Here is a 25,343-nt window from a genome sequence, read left to right on the forward strand (position 1 = left end):
ATAAAATCCGATATAAATGCTTCTATGGCCGGAGAAAAACTTCTTATGGACATTTTTCCTGCCATAGATGGCTTTTTTATCACAAGTTGTGACTTCTCTTCCACGGAACTCAAAATGGTTCTCGTGAGTACGGCTACCCATGCCTTCTGCGACCGTTGTGGCCAGAAAACCACTCATACCCGTGGCTGGCAAAAGAGAACGGTCACGATGTGTCCTTTAGGGTGTAAACGGTTTGTTCTCACCCTTTACATGCGCCGTTTTTACTGCCAGTCTGATAAACATATATTTGTAGAGCAACAGACGAAGTGGCTAAACAAATATGCAAGATTCAGTGTAAGATGCATAGAGTTGATGAACCAGCTTCATATACATATGTCATCTGTGTCGACCTCCAAGGTCATGAGAAAGATGGGAATCACCTGCTGTCCAAATACTTGCATAAATCATTTGAAAAAGATCCAAAGACTTCCAGACAGGACTGCCAGGAATATAGGCATAGATGACTTTGCCAAGAGAAAGGGACATACCTATGGCAGTGTTATCGTAGACCATGACACAGGCGAGATTTTGGAACTGATAGACTCTAGAGATTCTTCGATTGTGGCAAATGTCTTGAAACAATACAAGAAAGTCGATACTATCACTCGTGATAGGGGACGATGCTTCATTAAGGCTATCAAGCAAGGAGCCCCATCAGCACATGCTATCACAGACAAATTCCATGTCATTGAAGACTTGACGAGCGCAGTCTTTCCAAAGATTCTGCAGGAGTTTTTGCATAAGAGAATGGAGTTGCTGACTCAAGGTCTAGTTGGTCCCATTAAGCCACAAATAAGTAGAGGTTGGCTTTATACCAGCATATATGCAGTCTTGGAATCGATGTGCAAGGATACAAGAAGAATCAAGAAAATGGCTGAATGGAACACTTTCATGGATCTTTATGCAAGGCAAGGACTGACTTTGAGTGAAATCCATGACAAAACAGGGTTTGATGGATTTAAGATGGGAAAGCTAAGGAACACCAAATATGAGGACTTGCTCAACCCAACGCAACTAAGGGCTTACAAAGCCATAGAATCTATTACAAACAGGATTCTCTGTAAAAAGTCATTGGATTACTCTGTGGTTACCAAGGGGTTACATTCTACAGAGAAGAAAGAAATACTGAAAAGACTTCTTTTTCTACTGAGAGAAAAATGGAAGGAAGACTGGAAGGCATACGATGATGCCTACAAGGCATTTCTTGCAAAGGCAACTATCAGGAGCGAAGAGTATGACCTTTGGAATTCAATAGTTCACTTCAACTGGAAAACCAAGACTGATACAGTCAGATTGTTTCTGCAGGACTTGCATATTACCGATTTAGCCTATTATATAACAACATTTCAAGGCATTTTGAGCGGAGAGGTCAAAATGAACTTGTACAAATGGATTAACATGGTCATAGGATGTGGTAATGAGAAAATGGAAAAGTTTGCCAAAGGACTGATTAAGGACTATTCCGCCATCAATAATTCTATTGCTAGCAAATTGAACAATGGAATCCTTGAAGGTTCGGTCAACAAGATAAAGACCGCAAAGCGAATTATGGGTGGAAGAGCATCGATTTCTCTTTTGCAGATAAAGGTCTCCTCAAACTTAGATACATAAATGTACCAAAATTTGAGAAGAACCAAACTAAAACAATGCTTTCGCCGAATAGTCGTATATTTGCAGCGCATTCCTACGAAGGGGGTGCCCGATATAAATGTATTATTTCGGTGTGAGGCCTTATGCGGAACAAAACATCAAAGTCGGAATTTATTAATATAGAATTTCGATAATGAACAACAAGGAAACAATCTTGACAGGTATCAAAAACCTGAAAATGCAGATAAAAAGATTAAAGACCGAGGTTTATGCCTTGGAGAATGTGGTAGGAGAAATGGAGAATTCTCTTGATAGTGAAGATACTAATGTAACTTGTACTGATGAGCCCGTATTGCCAAAGTCCTTAGACTTTCAAGAGATGAAGGACTTGCTGGATAAGCTTGCAGAAGCTGGTATCCTGAAGGCATCCTATGCCTTGAAGAACCAGTCGTGGACTGAGCGTAGCGAATTGTTGCATTTCTGTCTGGAAAAGTACAGAGAAAGTGCATGTGGAAGCCTTTTGCAGACTTGTGGCATTGTGACAAAGGTGCAATGGAGAGTGCTTACCAGAAGCATTGTGATACTAAAGCTGCAAAGCTTTATTATAAGAAATTGGAGCGAAGTATTGGGTAATACCAGTTGGTAGCCTACCAACCGACTACCAAGCAGGAACCAAAAATTCGCCGTACCTTTGCCCCGCAATCAGTTGATAAAGCTGGTTGCGGGGCTTTTCTGTATCCGGAAACCTGGTACCACTTCTGGTGTATGGAATTTGGCGAATGGTCGCAGCCTCAATCATATAAAATAAGTATCAGATATGAAAGAACTGATTCCTTATATTTTTGAGCATCCGCAGTACGGAAAGCTCAGAGTGGTGGTGGAAGAGGACAGAATTTACTACGACCTCTTCGATGTGAAGAAAATCTTCGTGAAGACGGCGCAGCAACTCTTCGAGGTTATTGCCGACTCAGAGGGAGAACTGAAAAACTTCAATGTGGTGATGAAGCCTGCGAAGAAGAACCAGCACAACCTCTTCTACAGCGATGAGGTCATGGGTGTGGAAGCCGCACACAGAAAGAAGAACGTGGCTGCTAATTTCAACTTCTGCGACGAGAAGTTGGTTGCCGACATGGTGGATGCTGAATGCGCCACAGAAAAACTGGCTGCCAAGTGGGTGCTGGGGTATGTGAAGAAGTGTGTGAACGACCCTGTGATGTCGATGACTCATGCGGCACAAGGCGTGGTGATGATTTCAGACAACACCATCCTGGAGCCTATCAACATCTATATGGATGTGACGGGGATGCTCATCATCAACGACCAGCTTTTTGGATTAATACATGCTTTCTAAAACTTTTATATATATACTTTCTAAACTTTTGAATATATTTATTATGAGTAAGACTAGTTTTGACGCTGCAGCTCAGGCTGCAATGGCTAAGGATGCAGCCAAGGCTGCAAAGCAGGCGCTTTTGAACGCCCAGAAGGTGGATGCCAGTATTATTACTGACGAGAGTGGTAAAATTGCTATCCGCAAGTCGCCATGGAACGATGCGGAGATTATCTCGGATAATCCGAAGGTGATTCCGGGCAGACTGGTGTGCAGCGGTGGTGATTTCGGCGACCAGCTCGATTTCAAGCCGTATGCTCAGACGGGCGAGAAGAAGTATACGGAGATTTTCCATACCTCGCATGGCGCCCTGAGAACTTCGCCGCAGCGTGTGTTTGCCTCCTTCTCCTTCCCGAAGGAGATGAACAAGGCAGACATCATGAAGTACCTTTACAAAGAGGTGCTGGAGATGAGAGGTAAGGTTAAGAAGTTTAAGGAGGACATTGCATGGGAAGAGTACAAGTAATGGCGCTGAACCCTGCACGCAAGGGCAACATGGGAAGAATCAACTCTTCCCAGCCCCTGGCGGTGTACGACCAGCTGATAGCCCAGCCGTGGTTGAAGGGGGTGATAGGGCAGATTCGTGGCGAGAAACCGATAGCTGGTGTGAATGCTCAGAATGCTCAGGATGCTTCGAAGGCATCGGATGAGAAGTATGAGAAGGCGCTGGCGAAGGCTAGGGAGGAACTGAAGAAGCAGTTGCCTTTCAGAGCCATCCACTACTCCTGCTTCAGAAACAACCACCGTTCGCAGGGCGATGCTGATCCCGAGAGTTTCCTGTTTCAGACCACCGTGGATGTGGATGATGCGGAGTATGTGGAGAAGGCGCTGGAGAAGGCTCGTGAGCTGAACTGCAGCGACACCATCTGGAAAGGCATGCTGCTGCATCTGGAGTATTCGGCCAGAAAGAAGCTGCATATTGATATCCGAATGCCGGTGGGGATGACCATCGAGGAGACGCAGCGTGCGTATTGCGAGGCTTCGGGGATTCCCTATGACAAGAGCTGCATCACGCCCGAGAGAATCATCTTTATCACGGATAAGGATTCCGAGATTTACCGCTCTAAGGAGTGGTATGGGGTGCTGCCCGCAGAGGAGATTTCGTTGAGAAGAGAGGCTTTCCTGAAGAGGGGGCTGACGATTGATGGCAGGGGTGTGGCTAACGCAGTTAATAGTTTAGAGTTAAAAGTTAATAGCCTTCAGAAAGTTAATAATTTAGAGTTAAAAGTTAATAGCCTTCAGAAAGTTAATAATTTAGAGTTAAAAGTTAATAATAATCATAAAGTTCAAAGTTCAAATCTCAAAGTTCAAAGTAATGACCATGTTCAAAGTGAATACAATCGATTTCAGGGCACTAACGGCGATAACGCTGTTTATGCTGGCACTGCTGTTCAGCCTGCCCAACCTGGTGATAGCCATCGTGTTAATGATTCTCATCTCAGCCCTGCTGGAGATAATCAGAATGCTGGCGGAGTGGCAATCCAAGAAGCTAGTGAGAAGAATCTCATAGCTTTCGAACTCTTCAAGGAGGCGGCGGGATTGCAGGGAATGGATATCGATACCATCGGTTCCCGTCATTCTTCCCTGCTCGCTATTATGAGCGCAGGAGCTTCTAGAGTAATGGGAGAGGATGAGCTGATGAAGGTGGTGGCAAAGAAGATGCCTAGCTATTACGAGGAGCGTGACTGCCATCAGCTGATTCATGATTTCTATGCAAAATATGGTGACAGTTCGAAGCCGTTCTCTCGTGATGTGATCCGCATCAATGCCACGGCAGAGAAACAGGCCATTCAGCAAGTTGACAGTTTACAGTTTAAAGTTAAAAGCTCAAACCTCAATGCTCAAGGTAATGATGGCGAAGATGAATATCCACCAGCTCCACCCATGCCCAAGAAACTTCCCAAGCTCGTAGAGCTCCTGGTATCCCAGTCTCCTGATATCTACAAGCCTGCCGTGGCTTGCGCCATCTTCCCTCCTCTGGCCACGCACCTCTGGAAAACAAGATTCAGATACATTGATAATGTGGAGCATGAAGCTACCCTAATGTGCTGTCTGTTAGCTGGTACAGGTGCTGGTAAAAGCTGCGTGCAGATGCCGATTTCGATGATTATGGAGGATATCCGTAAGCGCGACATGGAAAACCTGCAGCGTGAAAAGGAGTGGAAGGAAGAGATGATGCGCAAGGGATCCAACAAGGATAAACGCAAGCGTCCAGACAATCTCATTATTCAAGAGATTGATGCCGACATGACTAATCCGGCTTTCGTGATGCGTACAGCAGAGGCTAAAGAGCACTTCCTCTATACTTCGCTTAACGAAATAGATCAGTTTGATGCCTTGAGGGGTATTGGAAATCAGCACTTCCGAATTATGTGTCTTGCTTTTGACCCGGGTAATATCTATGGACAAACAAGAGTCGGACTTCAGAGTGTTACCGAGCGTGTTACCATCCGCTTCAACTGGAATGCTTCCACCACCATCGAGAAGGGACAGCGTTACTTTTCAAAAGTGCTGACCGACGGACCGCTGAGCAGAATCAATTTCTGTACGATTCCCGAAAGAGAAATCGGCGAGAGAGTTCCTGTGTATGGCAACTACGACGATCAGTTTAGAAAGAAGCTGAAGCCGTATATCGAGAACCTCTGTGCTGCCACGGGGTTGATAGAATGCCCGGAAGCATACGCCTTGGCAGATAAACTGAGTGAGGAGAATGCTGATTTTTCGCAGGTTATGCAGAACAGAATCTACGAGAATTTCACCTTCCGTGCCAATGTGATTGCCTATCTGAAGGCTTGTGTGCTTTATGTGGCAAATGGCTACAGATGGGAGGAGGAGATTGAGGATTTCGTCCGCTGGAGCGAGCGTTATGACTTGTGGTGCAAGATGCGGTTCTTCGAGGAGGATATCCGCAATTCTGCCAACAGGGGTGAGCATTCCAACAAGCGCGGACCTTCCAATCTTCTCCAGGCGCTGCCGGATATGTTTACCGAGCAGCAGGTGGTGGATGCACGTAATGCCTTGGGGCTGCCGAAAGAGGGTACGGCTCATCTGCTGGCTACCTGGGTATACAGAAAATATATAAGACGTGGCAGCAATGACAGTCACAATAACAGTTATCACAGTTTTACGAAGCTTAAGTACAGACGCGACGGGCTGGATTTGAGTTAGCTTACTGGGTTTATTACACATAAAAACATAATGCTTATGGAAATAGTTTTAGAGCGTATAGCGAAGAAGAATTCTTATACCATCGGCCGCCTCTATATCTTGCCCGATGCCGACGTGAAGCGCAAGGCGCTTTCGGGCAAGAAGGCGGGCGACAAGAGAAGTTTTCTTCATCAGTTTGACTTGCAGAAGTTGTCGAAGGACGCTTACTTCTGCGACACCCTGGAGCCTACGTGGCGCAACCTGAAGGGTGTGGAATTGAAGCCCGAGGAGGAGAAGGGCAAGTATGGCAGGGAGAGTGGCAAGGTGGCGAGAAAGATTCCGGGCCACACCGCCATCCCCGAAGGATCCTATCGGGTGCTCGTCACGATGTCGCCGAGGTTCAGGCAGTGGCTGCCCTATCTGCAGGGCGTGCCGAATTTCGAGGGCATCCGTATCCATGCCGGCAACTATCCCGACGATACCCAGGGTTGCATCCTGGTGGGCGAGAACAAGCTGAAGGGTATGGTGGTGAACTCCCGCATCTGGCTTCACCGACTGATGAAGCTGATGGAGGAGGCGCAGCAGAAGGAGGAATCCATCTGGATTACCATCATCTAGATTTCTGGAAGAATCATCTGGTATAAAAAAGAGGGTGTGTCATGTACTTTTGACACACCCTCTAGTTTTTTATGCTTTTTGCCCTTAACAGGCTACTGACTTGCTGACAAAAATCCCAGGTTAAATCCCCCTTGCCTTGTAGATTTTATCCTTGGCATCGTTGATTTCCTGGAACTTCTTCTCTGCGGCACGGCGCACATCCTCGCCCAGGGCTGCCACCTTGTCCGGGTGATGCTTCAGCGCCATCTTGCGATAGGCAGCCTTCACCTCGTCGTTAGAGGCATCGGGCGTGATGCCCAGAATGCGGTAGGCATCATCAAGCGATGTGTCGGATGATGCCGATGAACTGCTGTCGCCATGCATGCCCAGCATCTGGTCTACATCCGATGGCTCCAGACCCATGTGGATGGCTATCTCCTTCAGGGCCTGAACCTCTTCTGGAGAAACCACGTTGTCGGCCTGGGCTATCATCACCAGGAAGTTGAGCAGCTGCAGGCGCTGCTCGTACATCATGTTGGCACGAATCTGATGGCAGCTGTCGTGTATCACGCTGCGATATTGCTGCATGCCCATGCGCTTCTGCTGCTCAAAGAGCTTGAGAAGTATCTCCTCGCCCTGCTTCTTGGCCGATTCGCCGAAGTTCTGGAGCAGGAACCGGCGCACCAGCTCCATCTCAGAATGCATAATCTTGCCATCCACGGCAATGATATACGAAGACAATACCAGAAGCGAGAACATGAAGCTGTTGCGCTGGCCCTCGTAGGCATGCTGCTGGCCGTAGCCCTGCTGGCTTCTTCCGTAGCCGCTGTAGGCTTCGTAGGCGTTGGAGTATTCATTGCCCTCGCCCCCGCCATTGCCCGGCTTGTTCACCTCGTCCATGCCGTGGTCGAAGAGTGAGCCCAGGGCAAAGCCGGCAAGGGCGCCAAGAGGTCCGCCGGTGATGAAACCGAGGAAACCTCCTATCCATTTTCCTGCCGCCATGTCGGTTTAGTTCTCGAAATAATAGAGGAACTGGGCGATGCCAGAAAGGGCTGGCTTGCGCTGGCCTTCAATCTCGATGGTAAACTTGATGCTGGTCTTGCAGATGCCGCGCAGGTTCTGAATCTCATGGAGTGTTGCCACGAGGCGAACGCGTGAACCGGTGATTACCGGCTGGCCGAAGCGCATCTCGTCCATGCCGTAGTTAACGAGCATCTTGATGTTGTTCACCTCGATGATCTGCTGCCAGAGGTAAGGCAACACCGAGAGGGTGAGGTAGCCGTGGGCGATGGTGCTGTGGTAAGGGCTTTCTACCTTGGCGCGCTCTACGTCTACGTGGATCCACTGTGGGTCGAGGGTAGCGTCTGCAAACTTGTTGATACGATCCTGGTCGATCTGCAACCATTCTGACTCTCCTAATTTCTCACCCAGGTGAGAAGCAAATTCCTCATAGGAATTGATAACTAACTTTGCCATTTTTTATCTATTTTAATAATTTGTTATTTTCAGTCTTCTGCTTTTAACTATAAACTATAAACTATTAACTCAAATCAGTCTCTTCTGAAGATGTCGCGGGTGTATACCTTCTCCTTCACATCGTCCAGGCACTTGTCGTAGCGGTTGGCGATGATGGCATGGCTCTGGCGCTTGAAATCCTCCAGGTTGTTCACCACGAGACTTCCGAAGAAGGTGCTTCCGTTCTTCAGCGTCGGCTCGTAGATAATCACCTGGGCACCCTTTGCCTTGATGCGCTTCATCACGCCCTGGATGCTGCTCTGGCGGAAGTTGTCGCTGTTGCTCTTCATCGTGAGGCGGTAAACGCCGATGGTGCAAGGCTTCTCTTCTGCCTCGTTGTAGTTGTTCTGGTTGGCGTAGTCGTAGTAGCCAGCCATGTTGAGCACTCGGTCGGCGATGAAATCCTTGCGGGTGCGGTTGCTCTCCACGATGGCCTGGATCAGGTTCTCAGGCACGTCGGCATAGTTGGCGAGCAGCTGCTTGGTATCCTTTGGCAGGCAGTAGCCGCCATAGCCGAAGGATGGGTTGTTGTAGAAGGTGCCGATTCTCGGGTCGAGTCCCACGCCGTCGATGATAGCCTTGGTGTCGAGTCCCTTCATTTCGGCGTATGTATCCAGCTCGTTGAAGTAGCTTACTCTCAGGGCGAGGTAGGTGTTGGCGAAGAGCTTCACTGCCTCAGCCTCGGTGAGTCCCATGAAGAGGGTGTCGATGTTCTCCTTGATGGCTCCCTCCTGCAGCAGGGCTGCGAAGATGTGGGCTGCCTTGTCGAGGCGTTCGTCGCCCTCGGGTCTTCCCACGATGATGCGGCTAGGGTAGAGGTTGTCGTAGAGGGCCTTGCTTTCGCGGAGGAATTCGGGTGCGAAGATGATGTTGTCGCAGTTCATCTTCTTGCGGATGTTCTCGGTGTAGCCCACTGGTATGGTGCTCTTGATAACCATGATGGCATCGGGATTCACCTCTTTTACGAGTTCTATCACCTCTTCTACGTGTGATGTGTCGAAGTAGTTTCTCACGGGGTCGTAGTTAGTAGGTGTGGCGATTACCACGTAGTCGGCGTCCCTGTAGGCTTCTGCTCCATCGGTGGTAGCCTTGAGGTTGAGTTCCTTTTCTGTCAGGTACTTCTCTATATAGTCGTCCTGGATAGGTGACTTTCTGTTGTTGATGAGTTCCACTTTTTCCGGAACCACATCCACAGCCACTACCTGGTGGTGCTGGCTTAGCAACGTAGCGATGCTGAGTCCTACATAGCCTGTTCCGGCTACGGCTATTTTCATATTGTCTGTTGCCATTACTTTTTTGAATTTAAAATTTCTGCAAAGATAATAATAAATAGGTAGAAAACAAAATGTAGGGCTGATTTTTATTAAAAAATAACTGTATTTGCAGCAAAAAAGCCCCTCCAAAATTTGCGTATTTCTGAGCAGCCGTACAGTTGCCCGGAAATATGCGAATTTTGAAGGGGGATAAATGGGGTGTTTTGGCGATAATGATGGAAAAATGGGATGGAAACGGAGGGGATGCCCTGCTGCCCATTTTTCTTATATTGTCAATAAATCGGAGTATTCGGGGATGTCTTCAAGGAATACATATTTTTTACCTTCATAGTCCATCTTGCAGATGTAATGCTCCAGCCCGTTGCTCACCACCAGGAAGTCTACGTGGAGCAGAAGATTGTATACCGATATCTGGTCGAACACCTTCTGAGTGATGGGGATGTGGGGTGCCTTGTACTCGATGATCATCCGGGGGCTCAGGTCGCGGCTATAGAGCACGCTGTCGGCACGCAGCACCTTGTCGCCGCTTTTGAGTTGAATCTCGTTGGCAAGCAGTCCGGCAGGATAGCCCTTGTGCTCTATGAGGAAGTGAACGAAATGCTGGCGCACCCACTCCTCGGGAGTGAGCGCCACGTATTTTCTGCGCAGCACATCCAGGATTCTGGGCTGCTGTCGGGTGCCCGAAACCTTGATGTCGAAAGTTGGCAAGTTTAAGCGAATCATATCTCTTTTTTAAATTTCTCTACCTTATTATATATATAGTTCGATTTATTTTTGTACCTTTGCAGGTGGAAATGCAGGCCTCCTGGGGCATGCCATGGGCAAACTCATGGGCTGACTCCGGGGCTGCATCTGAATAACATTGCAAAGATACAAAAAATAAATCAATGGCAGAAAAGAAAAGTGCAATAAGTTACGAGTCGGTGATGAAATCGCTGAAGGCTCGCGAGTTTGCGCCCGTATACGTGCTAATGGGCGACGAACCTTTCTATATCGACAAGATCTGCGACTATATTGCGGAGTCGGTGCTGCAGCCCGAGGAGCGTGATTTCAACCAGACGGTGCTCTTCGGCGCGGATACCACGGCGGTTCAGATAGTGGACCAGTGTAAGGGCTATCCGATGATGGCCGAGTATAGAGTGGTGATAGTGAAGGAGGCTCAGAACCTGAAGAGCCTGGAGGCGCTGGAGCGGTATCTGGAAAAGCCGGTGAAGTCTACCGTGCTCGTGATTTGTCATAAAAACGGCACGATAGACAGAAGAAAGAAATTCCTGCCCCGAGCAGAAAAGGCGGGCGTGGTCTTTGAAAGCAAGAAACTCTACGACCGGCAGCTGCCTGGCTTCATCGAGACCTATCTGAAGGCAAGGAAGGCTACGATAGAGCCGAAGGCAGTGCAGATGATAGCCGACCACATCGGAGCCGATCTCCACCGTCTCACATCGGAGCTCGACAAGCTGCTCATCTCGCTGAGCGATTCCGACCGCAGGGTTACCCCCGACGTGGTGGAGAAGGAAATCGGCGTGAGCAAAGACTTCAATGCCTTCGAGCTTCGCAATGCCATCATCCAGCGCGACGTTTTCAAGGCAAATCAGATAATAAAGTATTTTGACAGTAACCCGAAGACGGGTTCGCTCTATGCGATTCTCCCGTTGCTCTTTTCTTACTTCCAGAATCTGATGATAGCCTATTATGCACCCAACAAGCAGAACGAAAATGAGTTCGCAAAATTCCTGGATTTGAAAGGAACCTGGGGCGTGCGCGATTATCTGACGGGAATGAGAAACTATTCCGGCGTGAAGGTGATGCAGATTATCGAGAAGATGAAGGAGGTGGATGCGAAGAGCAAGGGCATCGATAATCCGTTTACTTCGGCTGGCGAACTGATGAAGGAACTCATCTTTTTCATCCTTCATTAGTGAAAAAACAACTTCATTTCCGGCTCGGTTTGCGGCTATTGACGAGTCGGCGAAGAAGGGTGGGAGGGGGAGCGATTTTTGCTCCTTCTCCCTTTTGTTTGGAAAATGAAATGATCTGGAATCGGGGAGGGCGTTTAGCCTCCAAAAAGAGATGGAAATAGCGTTCGTTGACGAGAAAACTGGCGCTATTTTTTTTGTTTTTCTCTCGTGTCGAGTCTCGTTTTCGTGGTTTTCTCATCTAGATGGCGATTTTCCTGATTTCGGTGAAATCATACCTAACTATAGTGTATATCAACGGGTTATCGAAAATAACTCCCTTCAATACTCGCAAATTTGCCCAAAACTCGGCCTGCGGGCTTGAAAACGCTCAAAATGGAAAAATTTGCCATCGTTTGACCCCTAAAATTTAGCGTTTGCATTCTTTAAGGTTTATATATCTATAATTTATGATTATAAATAGAATAAATATAAATCGGTGATTTAGTTTATAAAAGTAAATTAGAGAAAACTTTATGTAGGTAAATGATGTTCAGATTTATAAGCATAAACGTGAATATCATGATTTGGTTGTATAAATGTATAAATATACATTGATGATTTTAAACTTGGAAGTATGTGAACCCCAGTGAGTTATATATTTTAGTTATTTCAAGTTTCAATCTGTTTTCTCAAAAATAGACATATCAAAGTGCATACGCCCCTAAAATACCTACTTTTTGGCTAAAATAGGCTTTGGAAATCAGCGATTTACTTCTTTTGCATCAAGAAAAGCTTTGTAACTAATTTAGAATAGTAAAATCAGATATATAAATCCGAATCAGAAAACTTACATTTATAAATGGTAGTTTATAAATTTGAAAACATAAACGTAAAGTTTAAAAAACTAAATTTTTGCAGAAAAGTTTGGTATAACCAAATTTTTGCTTTACCTTTGTAAAATCTTAGAAAAATGGGGCAAAAAACGCCCTGTTCGGAAATAAAACATCGATTGAAACATCGTATAAACTGAAAATTTTGAGTGGCATGAAAGATAGAATTAGACAGATTATGGAGGACCAGAAACTCAACCAGCAGAGTTTCGCTCAGCTCATCGGAAAGTCGACAGCAACCCTGAGCAACATCTTCAACGACCGTACCAAACCTACGCTCGACATCGTGGATGCAATCAAGAAAAAGTTCCCTCAGGTGAACACCGAGTGGTTGCTTTTCGGTACTCCTCCTATGTATATTAATAAGGTGGAAGGCGGTGTCGCGGCATCATCATCCGGGGCTTCTGCGGGGGCTGGCGGCATGGGCACCGAGGATTCGCTGGATATGTATGGAGGTGCTTCTGCATCAGCGGGTATGGGTGCTCAGGGCGGCATGCCGGGGGCAGGCGGCGTGGCAGGCGGCACCATGGAACCTTCGCTCGATTTCGGGGCAGACGGACAGGATTCCTCTCCTGCTTCTCCCTCGCTCTTCGACCAGCCTCAGATGCACGGTGTAAAAAGGACACCTAAAAATATCGCCAATGCAGCGGTTAAAATAGTGGACAAACCGCAGCGCAGGATAACGGAAATCCGCATCTTCTACGACGACCAGACCTGGGAGACCTTTGTGCCGAAGAAGTAAGGCGGGGCAAAAAACTTCCTCTCGGATTTGTGAAATTCGATTTTTTGCAGTACCTTTGCACCTAATATATAATAAGGTTGCAATAACATGAGTAAATAATTGAAGTTTCGCAAGTGGTTCAAGTACGGGCTGAAGGCCCAAAAGCTCCTAGCCCAGGGAGGGCACTGAAAAAGTCCCTTCATTGGTTATGTTAGTTTAACATTCGATCTTTGAAATAGTGTACCCAAAAGTTGCATATGTGCAATATTTTTTGTATCTTTGTAGGAAAATACAAGGATTATGCTAGAGCAACAACAGACCATATCATTCAGTGATTATTCAAGTTTGTATGACTTGATTATCCCAAAAGACAACCTGCTCCGCCAGATTACTGACCTGGTGGACTTTAGTTTCGTATACCAGGAATTGCAGGACAAGTATTGTCATGACAATGGTCGTACAGCAGAGAGTCCTATCCGTATGTTTAAGTATCTTCTTTTAAAGGTAATCTATAACATATCGGATGTTGATGTTGTTGAACGTACTCGCTATGATATGTCGTTTAAGTACTTCTTGGGATTAACTCCTGAGGAGACTAATCTGATTAATCCTAGTTCCTTGACCAAATTCCGTCGACTTCGCCTGAAGGATATGGACCTGTTGGATCTTCTCATCAAGAAGACTGTTTCTATTGCTATAGAAGCTGGTGTCCTCAAGTCTAGAACCATCATTGTTGATGCAACCCATACGCATTCTCGTTCCAACCCTATCAGTGCAGCAAAGAGTTTGGAGTATTATTGCAAGGACGTAATCAAGGTCGTTGATTCTGTAGATGACAGCATGGAATTGCCTGAGCTTCCAAAAGAAAAGAAGTATTCTTCTATCATGACTGCTGCCAAAACAATAGTTGCAACAGTAGAAGCTGACGCTGCAACTGCCAATATGCCTGCAGTCAAGGAACGTCTTAACATGCTGAAAGAAACCATTTCCGATGCAGAGACCCGAGGCGTAATATCAAAAGATGAAGATGCCCGTACAGGACATAAAACAGCGCATTCTTCATTCTTTGGCTATAAGACGCATATAGCTATGAGCGATGAGAGAATTATCACCGCAGCTACCGTCACCTCCGGCGAGAAGGGTGATGGACAGCAATTGCCGGAATTGATAAAAAAGACAGAGGAAGCAGGAATGGAAGTTGATTCCATAGTAGCAGATAAGGCATATTCCAGCAAGGAGAATCTCAAAATGGCAAAGGAAAACAATATGCGCCTCTCTGCTCGTTTAAGCTCTGTAATTGACGGTAATCGAACAAACAAACTCCCTTTTGAATACAACAAGGATGCAGATCTGTACGTCTGCCCAGCAGGGCATCTGGCGAAATGGAAAGAGATGAATAATCGCAAAAATGACAAGCGTCACAGAAACTCCAGCATTACCTATTATTTTGATGTGGACAAATGCAAGGTCTGTCCATTGCGTGAAGGTTGCTACAAGGAAGGAGCCAAGACAAAAACATATGCGGTTACCATCAAATCGGATGAACAGTTGGAGCAAATCGAATATCAAAAAACAGAAGAGTTTATAAATCTTCAGAGGAAACGATACAAGATAGAAGCCAAGAACTCCGAACTTAAGAATGTCTTAGGATATGACAGAGCCCTGTCATACGGTTTGTCGTGCATGGAAATGCAGGGTGCTTTGACTATTTTCGCTGCAAATGTGAAAAGAATCATCAAATTGATGCAAAATGCATAAGGGGGGAAGTAGATTCCTCTATATATTGCCGAATTAAGCGCCAGAAAGGCTATAGAAAGCTATTTGGGGCTATATTCCTGTCCAAAAAAGTATTCCACTTTTAAAAGATGAAATGCTTCTTGGACAAGAATTAAAGTTCAAAAACAAGCTATGCAACTTAAAATTGGGTACCTTTTTCAGTGCCCTCCCAGGGCATCGCCCTGGGTATAATAGCAATCAACAAGGCGCCCTGTAAGGGCAAAAGCTTTGTAAATTGCCTGATTCTTTTGAAGCTTTTGCCCTTACAGGGCGACAAACTTGCGTCCATGATTACCCAGGGCGCTGCCCTGGGCTAGGAGCTTCTGCCCTTTCAGGGCGTGTGGAGCTCACTTGCGAAACTTGAGTAAATAACATTATAATAATAATAATATCGAAAAGATGAAAAAGTATGTTCTCGACCTCAAGGTGGTTTCTGTGGAAAGCCTTAGCGACAAGCATGTGTTGATTAAGCTTACCGACGAGAAACCTTTGCCAGAAATGAAGCCTGGCCAGTTTGTGGAAGTAAGAGTAGATCATTCGGCTACGACAATGCTTCGCCGACCTATCTCTATCAACTTCGTAGACCGCGAGAAGAACCAGCTCTGGCTGCTCGTTGCCATGGTGGGCGACGGCACAAAGCAGCTCGGAAAACTGCAGGCGGGCGATACGCTCAACTGTATGCTGCCATTGGGCAACGGCTTCACGATGCCTACCCGGAAGGAGCAGAAATACCTGCTTGTGGGTGGTGGCGTAGGCGTGGCTCCGCTCCTCTATTTTGGTAAGATGATTAAGGATTTCGGTGCTGAAGTCACCTTCCTGCTGGGTGCCCGAAAGGATACCGACCTGCTGGAGCTCGACGAGTTTGCCAAGATAGGCAAGGTATGCATCACCACCGAGGATGGCTCTGCCGGCGAGGTGGGTTTCGTAACCAACCACTCTGTGCTGGAGAACGAGCAGTTTGATATGATTTCCACCTGCGGTCCTAAGCCGATGATGGTGAGCGTGGCGCGCTTTGCCAAGAAGGCTGGCGTGGAGTGCGAGGTATCGCTGGAGAACAAGATGGCGTGTGGCGTGGGTGCCTGCCTCTGCTGCGTGGAGAAGACCACCGAGGGACACAAGTGCGTTTGCACCGATGGCCCTGTCATCAACATCAAGCAGCTCACCTGGGATATCTAATCCGAGCATTTATGCTCTAAAAATGTAATAGAATATTATTTGAGTTAGAAAGATTATGGCTGATTTAAGTGTAAATATAAAGGATTTGAAACTGAAGAACCCTGTGATGACAGCATCGGGTACTTTCGGCTACGGATTGGAGTTTGCGGATTTCGTTCCTCTGGAGGAAATAGGAGGCATCATCGTGAAGGGTACAACCCTGGAACCACGCGAGGGAAATGACTATCCTAGAATGGCTGAAACGCCTCAGGGTATGCTCAACTGCGTGGGTCTTCAGAACAAGGGCGTGGAGTACTTCTGCGAGCACATCTATCCTCAGATTAAGGACATCGATACCAACATGATTGTAAACGTGAGCGGACATTCGCCTGAGAGCTATGCCGAGTGTGCGGCGCGCATAAACGAGCTGGAGAAGATTCCTGCCATCGAGCTGAACATCTCTTGTCCTAACGTAAAGGATGGCGGTATGGCCTTCGGCGTTACCTGCGAGGGTGCGGCAAGCGTAGTGAAGGCTGTGCGCAAGGTGTACGACAAGACGCTTATCGTGAAGCTTTCGCCTAACGTTACCAGCATTGCCGACATAGCCCGTGCCGTAGAGGCAGAGGGTGCCGATTCCGTTTCGCTCATCAATACGCTGATGGGTATGGCGGTGGATATAGAGAAGCGCCAGCCGCTGCTGAGCATCCGCACGGGTGGCTTGAGCGGTCCTTGTGTGAAGCCTGTAGCCCTGCGCATGGTGTATGATGTGGCTCATGCCGTCAACATCCCAGTGGTGGGCTTGGGCGGTATCTCGAACGCCAAGGATGCCATCGAGTTCCTGATGTGTGGTGCCACAGCTATCGAAATCGGTACTGCCAACTTCCTGGATCCTGCCGTAACCAAGAAGGTGAAGGACGGCATGAACGAGTGGCTGGATGCCCACGGCTGCAAATCGGTGACGGAAATCATCGGAGCCATCAAGTAAATCCACATTATTATATATAAGTAATAAGACATATATATCAATATAAATAGGATAGAAGTTATGGATTTGAATGAAATGAATCCCGTTCTTCTGGTGGCTACCCTCACGCAGCAGGTGGTGGAGCTGGAGAAGAAGCTGGAGGCCGACGGCGAGAATGCCGAAATCAAGGCTGCTCTGAGCGAACATCTGCTAAAGCGGGGAAACCTGCTGATGCAGATGGGCGACAAGGATGGAGCCCAGAAGGATATGCAGCGATACCTGCAGCTGAACCCCGAGAAAATAGGGGAACTCAGCGGCGAGTTTAAGGCTGAAGGAAGAGAGCACTGCCGATAATTGCAGAAGGAATGCTGATAAAATTCTGCCGATTTTTGGGATTTTCTATTAAAAATTTGCTGAAAAACTGCTGAAAAGCATAAAATATAAGGAAATTCAAGAAAAAAGTGACAAATTGTTTGGCGGTATCAAAGAAAAGTATTACTTTTGCAAACGAGTAGAGACTTCTAGGGGTCGAAACTCGAAGCAATGAGTGAATAACAAATTAAACAAATAAGAATTATGAAGAAGTTGAACGCTTACTTTTTTAGCTATTACTTTTACTTTGCAAGCAATTGTAAAGCGGGAAGTTGCGTGTAAATTTCAACTTAGGATATTAGATTCTTTGAAATCATCGAAACGGTCCCGCTCTATCAAGAGTTGGACCGTTTTTCGTAAAAAAAGAGAGATACGGCAATGAAGAGAATAGCAATACAAGGAGAGTTGGGATCGTTCCACGACATCACTGCCCATCAGTATTTTGAGGGCGAACAGATAGAGCTGATTTGCTGCGCCACCTTCGAGGAGGTGTTCGAGAACATCAAGCGAGACCCTACGGTGGTCGGCATCTGCGCCATCGAAAATACCATAGCTGGAAGCCTGCTCCACAACTACGAGCTGCTCCGACAGAGCGGTACCACCGTGGTGGGCGAGCACAAGCTTCACATCGAGCACAGCATCTGCTGCTTGCCTGATGACGACTGGAACACCCTGCAGGAGGTTCACTCCCATCCGGTGGCCCTGATGCAGTGTGGCAAGTTCCTGGCAAACCATCCCGACCTTAAGGCGGTGGAGGCAGAGGATACTGCCGGTTCGGCGGCTTACATCGCACAGCACAAAGTGCATGGGTGGGCTGCCATCTGCTCTTCGTATGCCGCCCAGATGTACGGCATGAAGGTATTGCAGGAGGACATCCACGACAATCCGCACAACTACACCCGATTCCTCGTGGTCTGCAATCCGCAGAAGGCCGCTCTTCTCCGTCCTATCGAGAAGGCAAACAAGGCGAGCATCGTCTTCAGTCTGCCTCACGACAAGGGGTCGCTCTCCAAGGTGCTCACCATCCTGAGTTTCTACGACATCAATCTTACCAAGATTCAGTCGCTGCCGAACATCGGACATGAGTGGGAATATCTCTTCTACGTGGATCTCACCTTCGACAACCTGACCCGCTACCGCCAGAGCATCGACGCCATCACGCCGCTGGTGAAGAAGATCAAGGTGTTGGGAGAATATGAGGAGAAAGAATAATTGATAGTTGATAGTTAACAGTTGATAGTTAATAGATAAGAATTAAAAATAAGAATTATGATACAACCAGCCAATAGAGTAACGGAAATACAGGAATACTACTTCAGCCGCAAGCTGAAGGAAGTGGCTAAGCTTAATGCCGAGGGCATGGACATCATCAGCCTTGCCATCGGAAGTCCAGACATGCCGCCTTCTAAGCAGACCATCGACAAGCTCTGCGAGGTAGCCAACAATCCAAACGCACACGGATATCAGCCTACGGTGGGCATCCCGGAACTGCGCAAGGCTATGGCTGGTTTCTACAAGAGATGGTATGATGTAGACCTTGACTGGGCTACGGAGATACAGCCGCTCATAGGTAGCAAGGAAGGAATCCTGCACGTAACGCTCGCCTTCTGCAATCCTGGCGACGAGGTGCTCATCCCGAATCCGGGCTATCCCACCTACACCGCCATCAACAAGATTCTGGGTACCAAGATTACCTACTACGACCTGCGTGAGGACAACGGATGGCAGCCCGACTTCGATGCCCTGGAGAAGATGGACCTGAGCCACGTGAAGCTGATGTGGACCAACTATCCGAACATGCCTACAGGCGGAGTGGCGAAGCGCGAGACCTACGAAAAGCTGGTAGCCTTCGCCCAGAAGCACAACATCGTGGTGGTGAACGACAATCCATATTCGCTCATCCTCAACGAACATCCGATGAGCATCATGCAGGTGCCTGGAGCCAAGGACTGCTGCATCGAATTCAATTCGCTGAGCAAGAGCCACAACATGCCGGGCTGGCGTGTGGCGATGATTTCGAGCAACAAGACCTTCATCTCTTGGATTTTGAAGGTGAAGAGCAACATCGACAACGGAAGCTTCAGAGGCATTCAGCTGGCTGCTGCCGAGGCGATGCTCAACAACACCGACGAGTGGCACCGCGAGAACAACATCCAGAACTATCGCCGCCGCCGCGACATAGCCGAGGAAATCATGAAGGTGTTAGACTGCCAGTTTGACCCTAACCAGGTGGGCATGTTCCTCTGGGGCAAGATTCCTGAGAAATATGCCGATGTGGAGGACCTGACAGAGAAGATTCTGCACGAGGCACGCGTCTTCATCACCCCAGGCTTCATCTTCGGAAGCAACGGCAAGCGATATATCCGCATCAGCCTCTGCGCCAAGGATGAGAAGATGAAGGAGGCTCTGGAGAGAATCAAGAAGGTATTTGACAAATAAAGAAATTTAAAAATATACGACTATGGAATTAGAATTAGAACCATTGAATTTTCCTAGTGACCAGGAACGCCCTTGTATCATCGCAGGCCCATGCTCTGCCGAGACTGAGGAGCAAGTTATGACAACGGCCAAGCAGCTTGCTGCCAAGGGCTGCCACATGTTCCGTGCGGGTGTGTGGAAGCCTCGCACCAAGCCAGGAGGCTTTGAGGGAAATGGCGAGACTGCCTTGCCTTGGATGAAGCAGGTGAAGGAGGAAACCGGTATGCTCACCGCTACCGAGGTGGCTACTCCTGAGCACGTGGAACTCGCCTTGAAGTATGGTATCGACATTCTTTGGGTGGGTGCGCGTACTTCTGCCAACCCATTCGCCATGCAGTCATTGGCCGACAGCCTGAAGGGTGTTGACGTGCCTGTGCTGGTGAAGAACCCTGTGAACCCAGACCTGGAGCTCTGGATTGGTGCCCTGCAGCGCATCAACCAGGCTGGTATCAAGAAACTGGGTGCCATCCATCGCGGTTTCTCAAGCTTCGACAAGAAGATTTACCGCAACCTCCCAATGTGGCAGATTCCTATCGAGCTGCATCGCCGCATACCACAGTTGCCTATCATCTGCGACCCTAGCCATATCGGTGGCCGCCGCGACCTGATTGCTCCTCTCTGCCAGCAGGCAATGGACCTGGGCTTCGACGGACTCATCGTAGAGAGCCACTGCAATCCAGACGATGCATGGAGCGATGCCAAGCAGCAGGTTACTCCAGAGGTCTTAGATTACATCCTGAGTCTCCTCGTGGTTCGTGACGAGCACTATTCTACCGAGGGCCTGCACCAGTTGCGTGGCCAGATTGATGAGCTCGACAACCAGCTGATGGATCTCCTGGCAAAGCGTATGCGCGTGTGCCGTGAGATTGGTACCTACAAGAAAGAGCACAACATGACCATCGTGCAGACCAACCGCTATAACGAGATTCTCGACAAGCGTGGTGCACAGGCTGCCCTCTGCGGCATGAGTGCAGATTTCGCTGCTCAGATTTTCGAGCACATCCACGAGGAGAGTGTCCGCCAGCAGTTGGAAATCCTGAATCAGAAATAAATTAAGTGAAGAGTGAAGAAATGAGAATATTAATCATGGGAGCAGGTAAGATGGGAAGCTTTTTCATCGACCTGCTCAGCTTCGACCACGAGGTGGCAGTTTACGAAAAGGATGCCAAGCGTCTGCGCTTCACCTACAACTGCTATCGTTTTACCAAGATGGAGGAAGTGGAGATGTTCCGTCCGGAACTCGTTATCAATGCCGTGACCGTGAAATACACCATCCCGGCGTTCGAGGAGTTGCTGCCACATCTTTCCAACGACTGCATCATCAGCGACATCGCATCCGTGAAGACCGGCTTGCATGAATTTTACGACAAATGTGGATTCAGATTCGTGAGCACCCACCCGATGTTTGGTCCTACCTTTGCCAACCTGAACCAGCTCTCCGAGGAGAATGCGGTGATTATCCAGGAGGGCGACTATATGGGCAAGATATTCTTCAAGGATCTCTACCAGAAACTGGGACTGAGCCTTCATGAATATACCTTCGACGAGCACGACCAGACGGTGGCTTACTCGCTGAGTATCCCATTCGTGAGCACCTTTGCCTTCGCCGCCGTGATGAAGCATCAGGATGCTCCGGGCACCACCTTCAAGCGCCACATGCAGATAGCCAAGGGCGTGCTGAACGAAGACGACTACCTGCTGCAGGAAATCCTCTTCAACCCGTATACATCGGGACAGGTGGCACAGATTCGTGAAGAGCTGGCTGAACTCATCGATATCATCGACCACAAGGATGCCAAGCGCATGAAACTCTTCCTCACCAAAATCAGAAACCACGTGAAGGAAGACATCGAGATTAGACAGTAGAAATAAGAAGGTACAGGAAAGATACTGAAAGATAGAAGAAATGTACCGGAAAGATACAAGAAGATACAAGAAAATACAGGAAGACAACAGAAGAGTAGTAGATTATGAGTGAACAGATTGATCAACAGAATAACACAGCTGAACAGCCTAGCATGTTTCAGGTGGTAAACGAGGGATTCACTACCCGCGAGGCGATTGAGGAAGCCAAGAGATGCCTGCATTGCAAGATTCCTCAGTGCAAGAAGGGATGCCCTATCGAAAACGATATTCCGGACTTCGTACACGAGCTCTCGATGGGTAACATGGGTGCTGCGATGAGCATCATCAACGCCAAGAGCAACCTGCCTGCCATCTGCGGACGTGTTTGTCCGCACGAGAAGCAGTGCCAGGGACACTGTGTGCTGGGAAAGAAGGGAAAACCGGTGCAGATTGGTAAGCTGGAGCAGTTTATCGCTGACTTCGATACCAAGATGAACCTTTCCAGAGAGAAGTTGCCTCAGAAGACGCGTGGCCGCGTGGCGGTTATCGGTTCGGGACCTGCTGGTCTTACCGTGGCTGGTGATCTCGCCCGCCAGGGTTTCAATGTCACCATCTTCGAGGGACAGGCTGAGCCGGGCGGCGTGCTGATGTACGGTATTCCGGAATACAGACTGCCTAAGAGCGTGGTGCGCGACGAGATAAGCAAGATTGAGGCGCTGGGTGTACAGTTTATCACCAACTGCATGGTGGGTGAGAACAATGTCACCATCGACAGCCTCTTCCGTGCGGGTTACGATGCCATTTTTATGGGCACGGGTACCAATGTGCCTCAGAACATGGATTCTACCCCTGGTTCTACGCTGCATGGTGTGAGCCAGAGCACCTATTTCCTGCACAACGTGAGTGCCTATAACGAGGGTGCCTTGACCCGCGACATGGTGCCGCTGAGAGATGGAGAGAAGGTGGGCGTAATCGGCGGCGGCAACGTGGCGATGGATGCGGCGCGTACTGCCATCCGCCTGGGTGCCGATGTCACCGTGCTCTATCGCAAGACCCAGGAAGAGATGCCTGCCATCCAGAGTGAATACGAGGATGCCGTGAAAGAGGGCGTCAAGTTTGAGTGGAAGACCACCGTGGAGGCTTTCCTCAAGGGCAAGAACGGCCGACTGGGAAGCTGCGTGCTGAACACTCCTGATGGAGAGAGAGTTGAGAACTTCGACAGAATCTATCTCGCCATCGGTTCCCGTCCTGCCAACCGCATCGTTTCTACCACCGCAGGTATCGAGGTGGATGAGAAGGGCTACGTAAAGGTGGTGGAGCGTCCGTTCGGTATGACTACCCGCCGTGGTGTCTTTGCTGGAGGAGATGTGGTTCACCGTCCGCAGACCGTGGTCTTGGCGATGAAGGCAGCCAAGGAAGTGGCACAGGGCATCGCCCAGTATGTGGATGCCATCAAGCTGCTTGAAGAAGCTAAACGAATCGAAAAAGAAGGCGTATAATTACATGTAATTACATGAATCAGGAGGATATCTCATGATGCAGATATCCTTCCTGAGGTTAATATCTGCTTAATCAGGTTAATATCTATTGCAATATTTTGCAGAATGCAGGATTCTTGTTATTTTTGCCTTCTCAAAAATAAGCAAAGATTATGAAGAAGATTATATTTTTTATCATCTGCCTGATGTCGGTGGCATCTATGGCACAGGCGCAGAAAACCTGCGTCATCGCCAGCGCCGAAGACCATGTGCCTATCCGCGAAGCACTGATTCATACCGACAAGAACCAGTGGGCACGCACCGATTACCGCGGCTATTGGAACATGCGCTATCAGTTTGATTCGGCCACCGTGTCGAAACCCGGCTACGTGAAGGCTACCATCCGCTACAAGGAACTGCCTGATACCGTGTTCCTGCTGCCGGAAGCCAAGCAGATAGGCGAGGTGACCGTGTGGGGTAAGAACCAGCAGCATATCGACGACATGGAAGGCTTGATTCAGGAGCAGGTGAACTCCATTCCTACCTCGCCAGGCGGCATCGGATTCGACGCCTTCGGCTGGATGGACAAGCAGGGCAAGCGCGACAGGAAGCATCTGGAAAAAGCGAAGGGAATCTTTAAGGAAATGGACCGCAAAGACCCTATTGTCTCTGCCTACGAGAAGGCTACGGGCAAGAACTACAAGCTGAAAGAGCCCGAAAAGTAGAAAAAATCGGGTAACTTGTTGGCTTTCTCAGAAAAAAGTAGTATCTTTGTCGCCGAAATAAAAAGAAATAATAAGAAATGTTTGAAAATTTAAGTGATAGATTAGAACGTTCCTTCAAAATCTTGAAGGGTGAAGGTAAGATTACAGAAATCAACGTGGCTGAAACCATGAAGGATGTGCGCCGTGCACTCCTCGATGCCGACGTTAACTATAAGGTGGCTAAGGAATTCACCAACAAGGTGAAGGAGAAGGCGCTGGGCATGAACGTGCTCACTGCCGTGAAGCCTGGACAGCTGATGGTGAAGCTGGTTCACGACGAGCTGGCTGAACTGATGGGTGGCGAGGAAGCTCCTTTGAAGTTGGAGAACCGCCCGGCAATCATCCTGATGAGTGGTTTGCAGGGTTCTGGTAAGACTACCTTCAGCGGTAAGCTTGCTAATCTGCTCAAGACCAAGAAGGGCAAGAAACCATTGCTCGTAGCCTGCGACGTTTACCGTCCTGCTGCTATCCAGCAGCTCCATGTAGTGGGCGAGCAGGTGGGCGTTCCTGTGTATAGCGAGCCAGACAACAAGGATGTCTGCGTTATCGCCGACCATGCCTTGCAGCAGGCTAAGACCAACGGCAACGACGTGGTTATCGTGGATACAGCCGGTCGTCTCGCCATCGACGAGCAGATGATGAACGAGATCAGCAATCTGAAGAATCATCTGAATCCTGACGAGACCCTCTTCGTGGTTGACTCCATGACCGGTCAGGATGCCGTGAATACAGCCAAGGAGTTCAACGACCGCCTCGATTTTAACGGCGTTGTTCTCACCAAGCTCGATGGTGATACCCGTGGTGGTGCTGCCCTCAGTATCCGCACCGTGGTTACCAAGCCTATCAAGTTTATCGGTACTGGCGAGAAGATGGAGGCCATCGACGTGTTCCATCCAGCCCGTATGGCCGACCGTATTCTGGGTATGGGTGACGTGGTTTCCCTGGTAGAGCGTGCGCAGGAGCAGTTTGACCTGGAGGAGGCTAAGAAGCTGGAGAAGAAGATTCGCAAGAACCAGTTCGACTTCAACGATTTCTACAATCAGATTCAGCAGATCAAGAAGATGGGTAACATCAAGGACCTGGCTGCCATGATTCCTGGTGTGGGCAAGGCTATCCGCGACGTTGATATTCCTGAGGATGCCTTCAAGAGTGTAGAGGCTATCATCCAGAGTATGACTCCAAAGGAGCGCTCTAATCCTGGAATCCTCAATACCAGCCGCCGCCAGCGTATCGCTAAGGGTTCGGGCACTGATATCCAGGAGGTGAACAAGCTCATCAAGCAGTTTGACCAGACCCGCAAGATGATGCAGATGATGACAGGCAACAAGATGGCCCAGATGATGAGCCGCATGAAGGGTATGCCAGGCATGCCTAAGATGCCAGGAATGTAGAAACAGTTGATAGTTAATAGTTTATAGCGGTTTCGCCGTATAGCAAACTTGCGATAGGCAAG

At 48.4% G+C, this 25,343-nt stretch carries 23 protein-coding genes; 19 read left to right on the forward strand and 4 right to left on the reverse strand.

Going from position 1 to position 25,343, the window contains the following annotated elements; translation table 11 throughout:
• The first annotated feature begins 114 nt into the window (after nt 1–114).
• The 6 genes from KUA49_RS06645 to KUA49_RS06670 all read left to right on the forward strand — a co-directional run bounded on the left by KUA49_RS06645 (nt 115) and on the right by KUA49_RS06670 (nt 6,784).
• On the forward strand, nt 115–1,650 hold the full coding sequence (locus KUA49_RS06645) for an ISL3 family transposase (protein ID WP_318331687.1): 1,536 nt from the start codon (nt 115–117) through the stop codon (nt 1,648–1,650).
• A gap of 172 nt (nt 1,651–1,822) precedes the next feature.
• Nucleotides 1,823–2,275: a hypothetical protein gene (locus KUA49_RS06650; protein ID WP_218413523.1), complete on the forward strand. Its 453-nt coding sequence runs from the start codon at nt 1,823–1,825 to the stop codon at nt 2,273–2,275.
• A 171-nt stretch (nt 2,276–2,446) separates the two neighbouring features.
• Nucleotides 2,447–2,980 carry a spore coat protein gene (locus KUA49_RS06655; protein WP_218413522.1) on the forward strand — a complete coding sequence of 178 codons (534 nt, stop codon included), beginning with the start codon at nt 2,447–2,449 and terminating at the stop codon, nt 2,978–2,980.
• A 43-nt stretch (nt 2,981–3,023) separates the two neighbouring features.
• The gene (locus tag KUA49_RS06660) at nt 3,024–3,485 is read left to right on the forward strand and encodes a hypothetical protein (RefSeq protein ID WP_256624938.1); all 462 of its coding nucleotides are present in this window, start codon (nt 3,024–3,026) and stop codon (nt 3,483–3,485) included.
• The gene (locus KUA49_RS06665; RefSeq protein ID WP_256624937.1) at nt 3,467–6,187 is read left to right on the forward strand and encodes a hypothetical protein; all 2,721 of its coding nucleotides are present in this window, start codon (nt 3,467–3,469) and stop codon (nt 6,185–6,187) included. Before KUA49_RS06660 ends, KUA49_RS06665 begins: the two co-directional genes overlap by 19 nt.
• Before the next feature lie 36 nt (nt 6,188–6,223).
• Nucleotides 6,224–6,784 (forward strand): DUF5675 family protein, encoded by a 561-nt coding sequence (locus tag KUA49_RS06670; protein WP_218413521.1) that lies wholly within the window; start codon nt 6,224–6,226, stop codon nt 6,782–6,784.
• Between the two features lie 120 nt (nt 6,785–6,904).
• On the opposite strand, the gene KUA49_RS06675 is transcribed toward KUA49_RS06670, so the two are convergent.
• From KUA49_RS06675 to KUA49_RS06690, 4 genes are all read right to left on the reverse strand, one after another.
• The gene (locus tag KUA49_RS06675; RefSeq protein WP_218413520.1) at nt 6,905–7,765 is read right to left on the reverse strand and encodes a DnaJ domain-containing protein; all 861 of its coding nucleotides are present in this window, start codon (nt 7,763–7,765) and stop codon (nt 6,905–6,907) included.
• A gap of 6 nt (nt 7,766–7,771) precedes the next feature.
• Nucleotides 7,772–8,239: a MaoC family dehydratase gene (locus KUA49_RS06680; protein ID WP_203051207.1), complete on the reverse strand. Its 468-nt coding sequence runs from the start codon at nt 8,237–8,239 to the stop codon at nt 7,772–7,774.
• 74 nt (nt 8,240–8,313) lie between these two features.
• The gene (locus KUA49_RS06685) at nt 8,314–9,567 is read right to left on the reverse strand and encodes a nucleotide sugar dehydrogenase (protein WP_301331617.1); all 1,254 of its coding nucleotides are present in this window, start codon (nt 9,565–9,567) and stop codon (nt 8,314–8,316) included.
• 249 nt (nt 9,568–9,816) lie between these two features.
• Complete coding sequence (locus KUA49_RS06690; RefSeq protein ID WP_218413519.1) at nt 9,817–10,275, reverse strand: type I restriction enzyme HsdR N-terminal domain-containing protein; 459 nt, start codon at nt 10,273–10,275, stop codon at nt 9,817–9,819.
• A 164-nt stretch (nt 10,276–10,439) separates the two neighbouring features.
• On the opposite strand from KUA49_RS06690, the gene holA reads away from it, so the two are divergent.
• The 13 genes from holA to ffh all read left to right on the forward strand — a co-directional run bounded on the left by holA (nt 10,440) and on the right by ffh (nt 25,281).
• A complete protein-coding gene (holA, locus tag KUA49_RS06695; RefSeq protein ID WP_218413518.1) occupies nt 10,440–11,468 on the forward strand; it encodes a DNA polymerase III subunit delta in 1,029 nt (342 codons plus the stop codon).
• Nucleotides 11,469–12,491: 1,023 nt separating this feature from the next.
• On the forward strand, nt 12,492–13,079 hold the full coding sequence (locus KUA49_RS06700; protein ID WP_218413517.1) for a helix-turn-helix domain-containing protein: 588 nt from the start codon (nt 12,492–12,494) through the stop codon (nt 13,077–13,079).
• Between the two features lie 279 nt (nt 13,080–13,358).
• On the forward strand, nt 13,359–14,816 hold the full coding sequence (locus tag KUA49_RS06705) for an IS1182 family transposase (RefSeq protein ID WP_218413607.1): 1,458 nt from the start codon (nt 13,359–13,361) through the stop codon (nt 14,814–14,816).
• 417 nt (nt 14,817–15,233) lie between these two features.
• Nucleotides 15,234–16,010, forward strand: coding sequence for a dihydroorotate dehydrogenase electron transfer subunit (locus tag KUA49_RS06710; RefSeq protein WP_203039900.1), 777 nt, complete (start codon nt 15,234–15,236; stop codon nt 16,008–16,010).
• A gap of 55 nt (nt 16,011–16,065) precedes the next feature.
• Nucleotides 16,066–16,974: a dihydroorotate dehydrogenase gene (locus KUA49_RS06715; RefSeq protein WP_218412731.1), complete on the forward strand. Its 909-nt coding sequence runs from the start codon at nt 16,066–16,068 to the stop codon at nt 16,972–16,974.
• A gap of 60 nt (nt 16,975–17,034) precedes the next feature.
• Nucleotides 17,035–17,307 carry a hypothetical protein gene (locus KUA49_RS06720; protein WP_203051204.1) on the forward strand — a complete coding sequence of 91 codons (273 nt, stop codon included), beginning with the start codon at nt 17,035–17,037 and terminating at the stop codon, nt 17,305–17,307.
• A gap of 396 nt (nt 17,308–17,703) precedes the next feature.
• Nucleotides 17,704–18,537 carry a prephenate dehydratase gene (locus KUA49_RS06725; RefSeq protein ID WP_218412732.1) on the forward strand — a complete coding sequence of 278 codons (834 nt, stop codon included), beginning with the start codon at nt 17,704–17,706 and terminating at the stop codon, nt 18,535–18,537.
• 57 nt (nt 18,538–18,594) lie between these two features.
• The gene (locus KUA49_RS06730) at nt 18,595–19,764 is read left to right on the forward strand and encodes a pyridoxal phosphate-dependent aminotransferase (RefSeq protein WP_203039896.1); all 1,170 of its coding nucleotides are present in this window, start codon (nt 18,595–18,597) and stop codon (nt 19,762–19,764) included.
• A gap of 22 nt (nt 19,765–19,786) precedes the next feature.
• Nucleotides 19,787–20,854, forward strand: coding sequence for a bifunctional 3-deoxy-7-phosphoheptulonate synthase/chorismate mutase type II (locus KUA49_RS06735; protein WP_218412733.1), 1,068 nt, complete (start codon nt 19,787–19,789; stop codon nt 20,852–20,854).
• Between the two features lie 20 nt (nt 20,855–20,874).
• Nucleotides 20,875–21,669, forward strand: coding sequence for a prephenate dehydrogenase/arogenate dehydrogenase family protein (locus tag KUA49_RS06740; protein ID WP_218412734.1), 795 nt, complete (start codon nt 20,875–20,877; stop codon nt 21,667–21,669).
• 104 nt (nt 21,670–21,773) lie between these two features.
• The gene (locus KUA49_RS06745) at nt 21,774–23,147 is read left to right on the forward strand and encodes an NAD(P)-dependent oxidoreductase (RefSeq protein WP_203051200.1); all 1,374 of its coding nucleotides are present in this window, start codon (nt 21,774–21,776) and stop codon (nt 23,145–23,147) included.
• Nucleotides 23,148–23,299: 152 nt separating this feature from the next.
• On the forward strand, nt 23,300–23,851 hold the full coding sequence (locus KUA49_RS06750) for a hypothetical protein (RefSeq protein WP_203039892.1): 552 nt from the start codon (nt 23,300–23,302) through the stop codon (nt 23,849–23,851).
• 77 nt (nt 23,852–23,928) lie between these two features.
• Nucleotides 23,929–25,281 (forward strand): signal recognition particle protein, encoded by a 1,353-nt coding sequence (gene ffh / locus KUA49_RS06755; protein WP_218412735.1) that lies wholly within the window; start codon nt 23,929–23,931, stop codon nt 25,279–25,281.
• Nucleotides 25,282–25,343: the final 62 nt, after the last annotated feature.

Origin of the sequence: Segatella copri, assembly GCF_019249655.2 — a bacterium.
Lineage (GTDB): Bacteria > Bacteroidota > Bacteroidia > Bacteroidales > Bacteroidaceae > Prevotella.

Coding starts and splice junctions, on each gene's coding strand:
- KUA49_RS06660 (WP_256624938.1), top strand. CDS start 3,024: ATGAGTAAGACTAGTTTTGACGCTGCAGCTCAGGCTGCAATGGCTAAG.
- KUA49_RS06730 (WP_203039896.1), top strand. CDS start 18,595: ATGATACAACCAGCCAATAGAGTAACGGAAATACAGGAATACTACTTC.
- KUA49_RS06735 (WP_218412733.1), top strand. CDS start 19,787: ATGGAATTAGAATTAGAACCATTGAATTTTCCTAGTGACCAGGAACGC.
- KUA49_RS06745 (WP_203051200.1), top strand. CDS start 21,774: ATGAGTGAACAGATTGATCAACAGAATAACACAGCTGAACAGCCTAGC.
- KUA49_RS06670 (WP_218413521.1), top strand. CDS start 6,224: ATGGAAATAGTTTTAGAGCGTATAGCGAAGAAGAATTCTTATACCATC.
- KUA49_RS06665 (WP_256624937.1), top strand. CDS start 3,467: ATGGGAAGAGTACAAGTAATGGCGCTGAACCCTGCACGCAAGGGCAAC.
- KUA49_RS06690 (WP_218413519.1), bottom strand. CDS start 10,275: ATGATTCGCTTAAACTTGCCAACTTTCGACATCAAGGTTTCGGGCACC.
- KUA49_RS06650 (WP_218413523.1), top strand. CDS start 1,823: ATGAACAACAAGGAAACAATCTTGACAGGTATCAAAAACCTGAAAATG.
- KUA49_RS06645 (WP_318331687.1), top strand. CDS start 115: ATGGTTCTCGTGAGTACGGCTACCCATGCCTTCTGCGACCGTTGTGGC.
- KUA49_RS06740 (WP_218412734.1), top strand. CDS start 20,875: ATGAGAATATTAATCATGGGAGCAGGTAAGATGGGAAGCTTTTTCATC.
- KUA49_RS06680 (WP_203051207.1), bottom strand. CDS start 8,239: ATGGCAAAGTTAGTTATCAATTCCTATGAGGAATTTGCTTCTCACCTG.
- KUA49_RS06700 (WP_218413517.1), top strand. CDS start 12,492: ATGAAAGATAGAATTAGACAGATTATGGAGGACCAGAAACTCAACCAG.
- holA (WP_218413518.1), top strand. CDS start 10,440: ATGGCAGAAAAGAAAAGTGCAATAAGTTACGAGTCGGTGATGAAATCG.
- KUA49_RS06715 (WP_218412731.1), top strand. CDS start 16,066: ATGGCTGATTTAAGTGTAAATATAAAGGATTTGAAACTGAAGAACCCT.
- KUA49_RS06705 (WP_218413607.1), top strand. CDS start 13,359: ATGCTAGAGCAACAACAGACCATATCATTCAGTGATTATTCAAGTTTG.
- ffh (WP_218412735.1), top strand. CDS start 23,929: ATGTTTGAAAATTTAAGTGATAGATTAGAACGTTCCTTCAAAATCTTG.
- KUA49_RS06720 (WP_203051204.1), top strand. CDS start 17,035: ATGGATTTGAATGAAATGAATCCCGTTCTTCTGGTGGCTACCCTCACG.
- KUA49_RS06685 (WP_301331617.1), bottom strand. CDS start 9,567: ATGGCAACAGACAATATGAAAATAGCCGTAGCCGGAACAGGCTATGTA.
- KUA49_RS06675 (WP_218413520.1), bottom strand. CDS start 7,765: ATGGCGGCAGGAAAATGGATAGGAGGTTTCCTCGGTTTCATCACCGGC.
- KUA49_RS06655 (WP_218413522.1), top strand. CDS start 2,447: ATGAAAGAACTGATTCCTTATATTTTTGAGCATCCGCAGTACGGAAAG.
- KUA49_RS06725 (WP_218412732.1), top strand. CDS start 17,704: ATGAAGAGAATAGCAATACAAGGAGAGTTGGGATCGTTCCACGACATC.
- KUA49_RS06710 (WP_203039900.1), top strand. CDS start 15,234: ATGAAAAAGTATGTTCTCGACCTCAAGGTGGTTTCTGTGGAAAGCCTT.
- KUA49_RS06750 (WP_203039892.1), top strand. CDS start 23,300: ATGAAGAAGATTATATTTTTTATCATCTGCCTGATGTCGGTGGCATCT.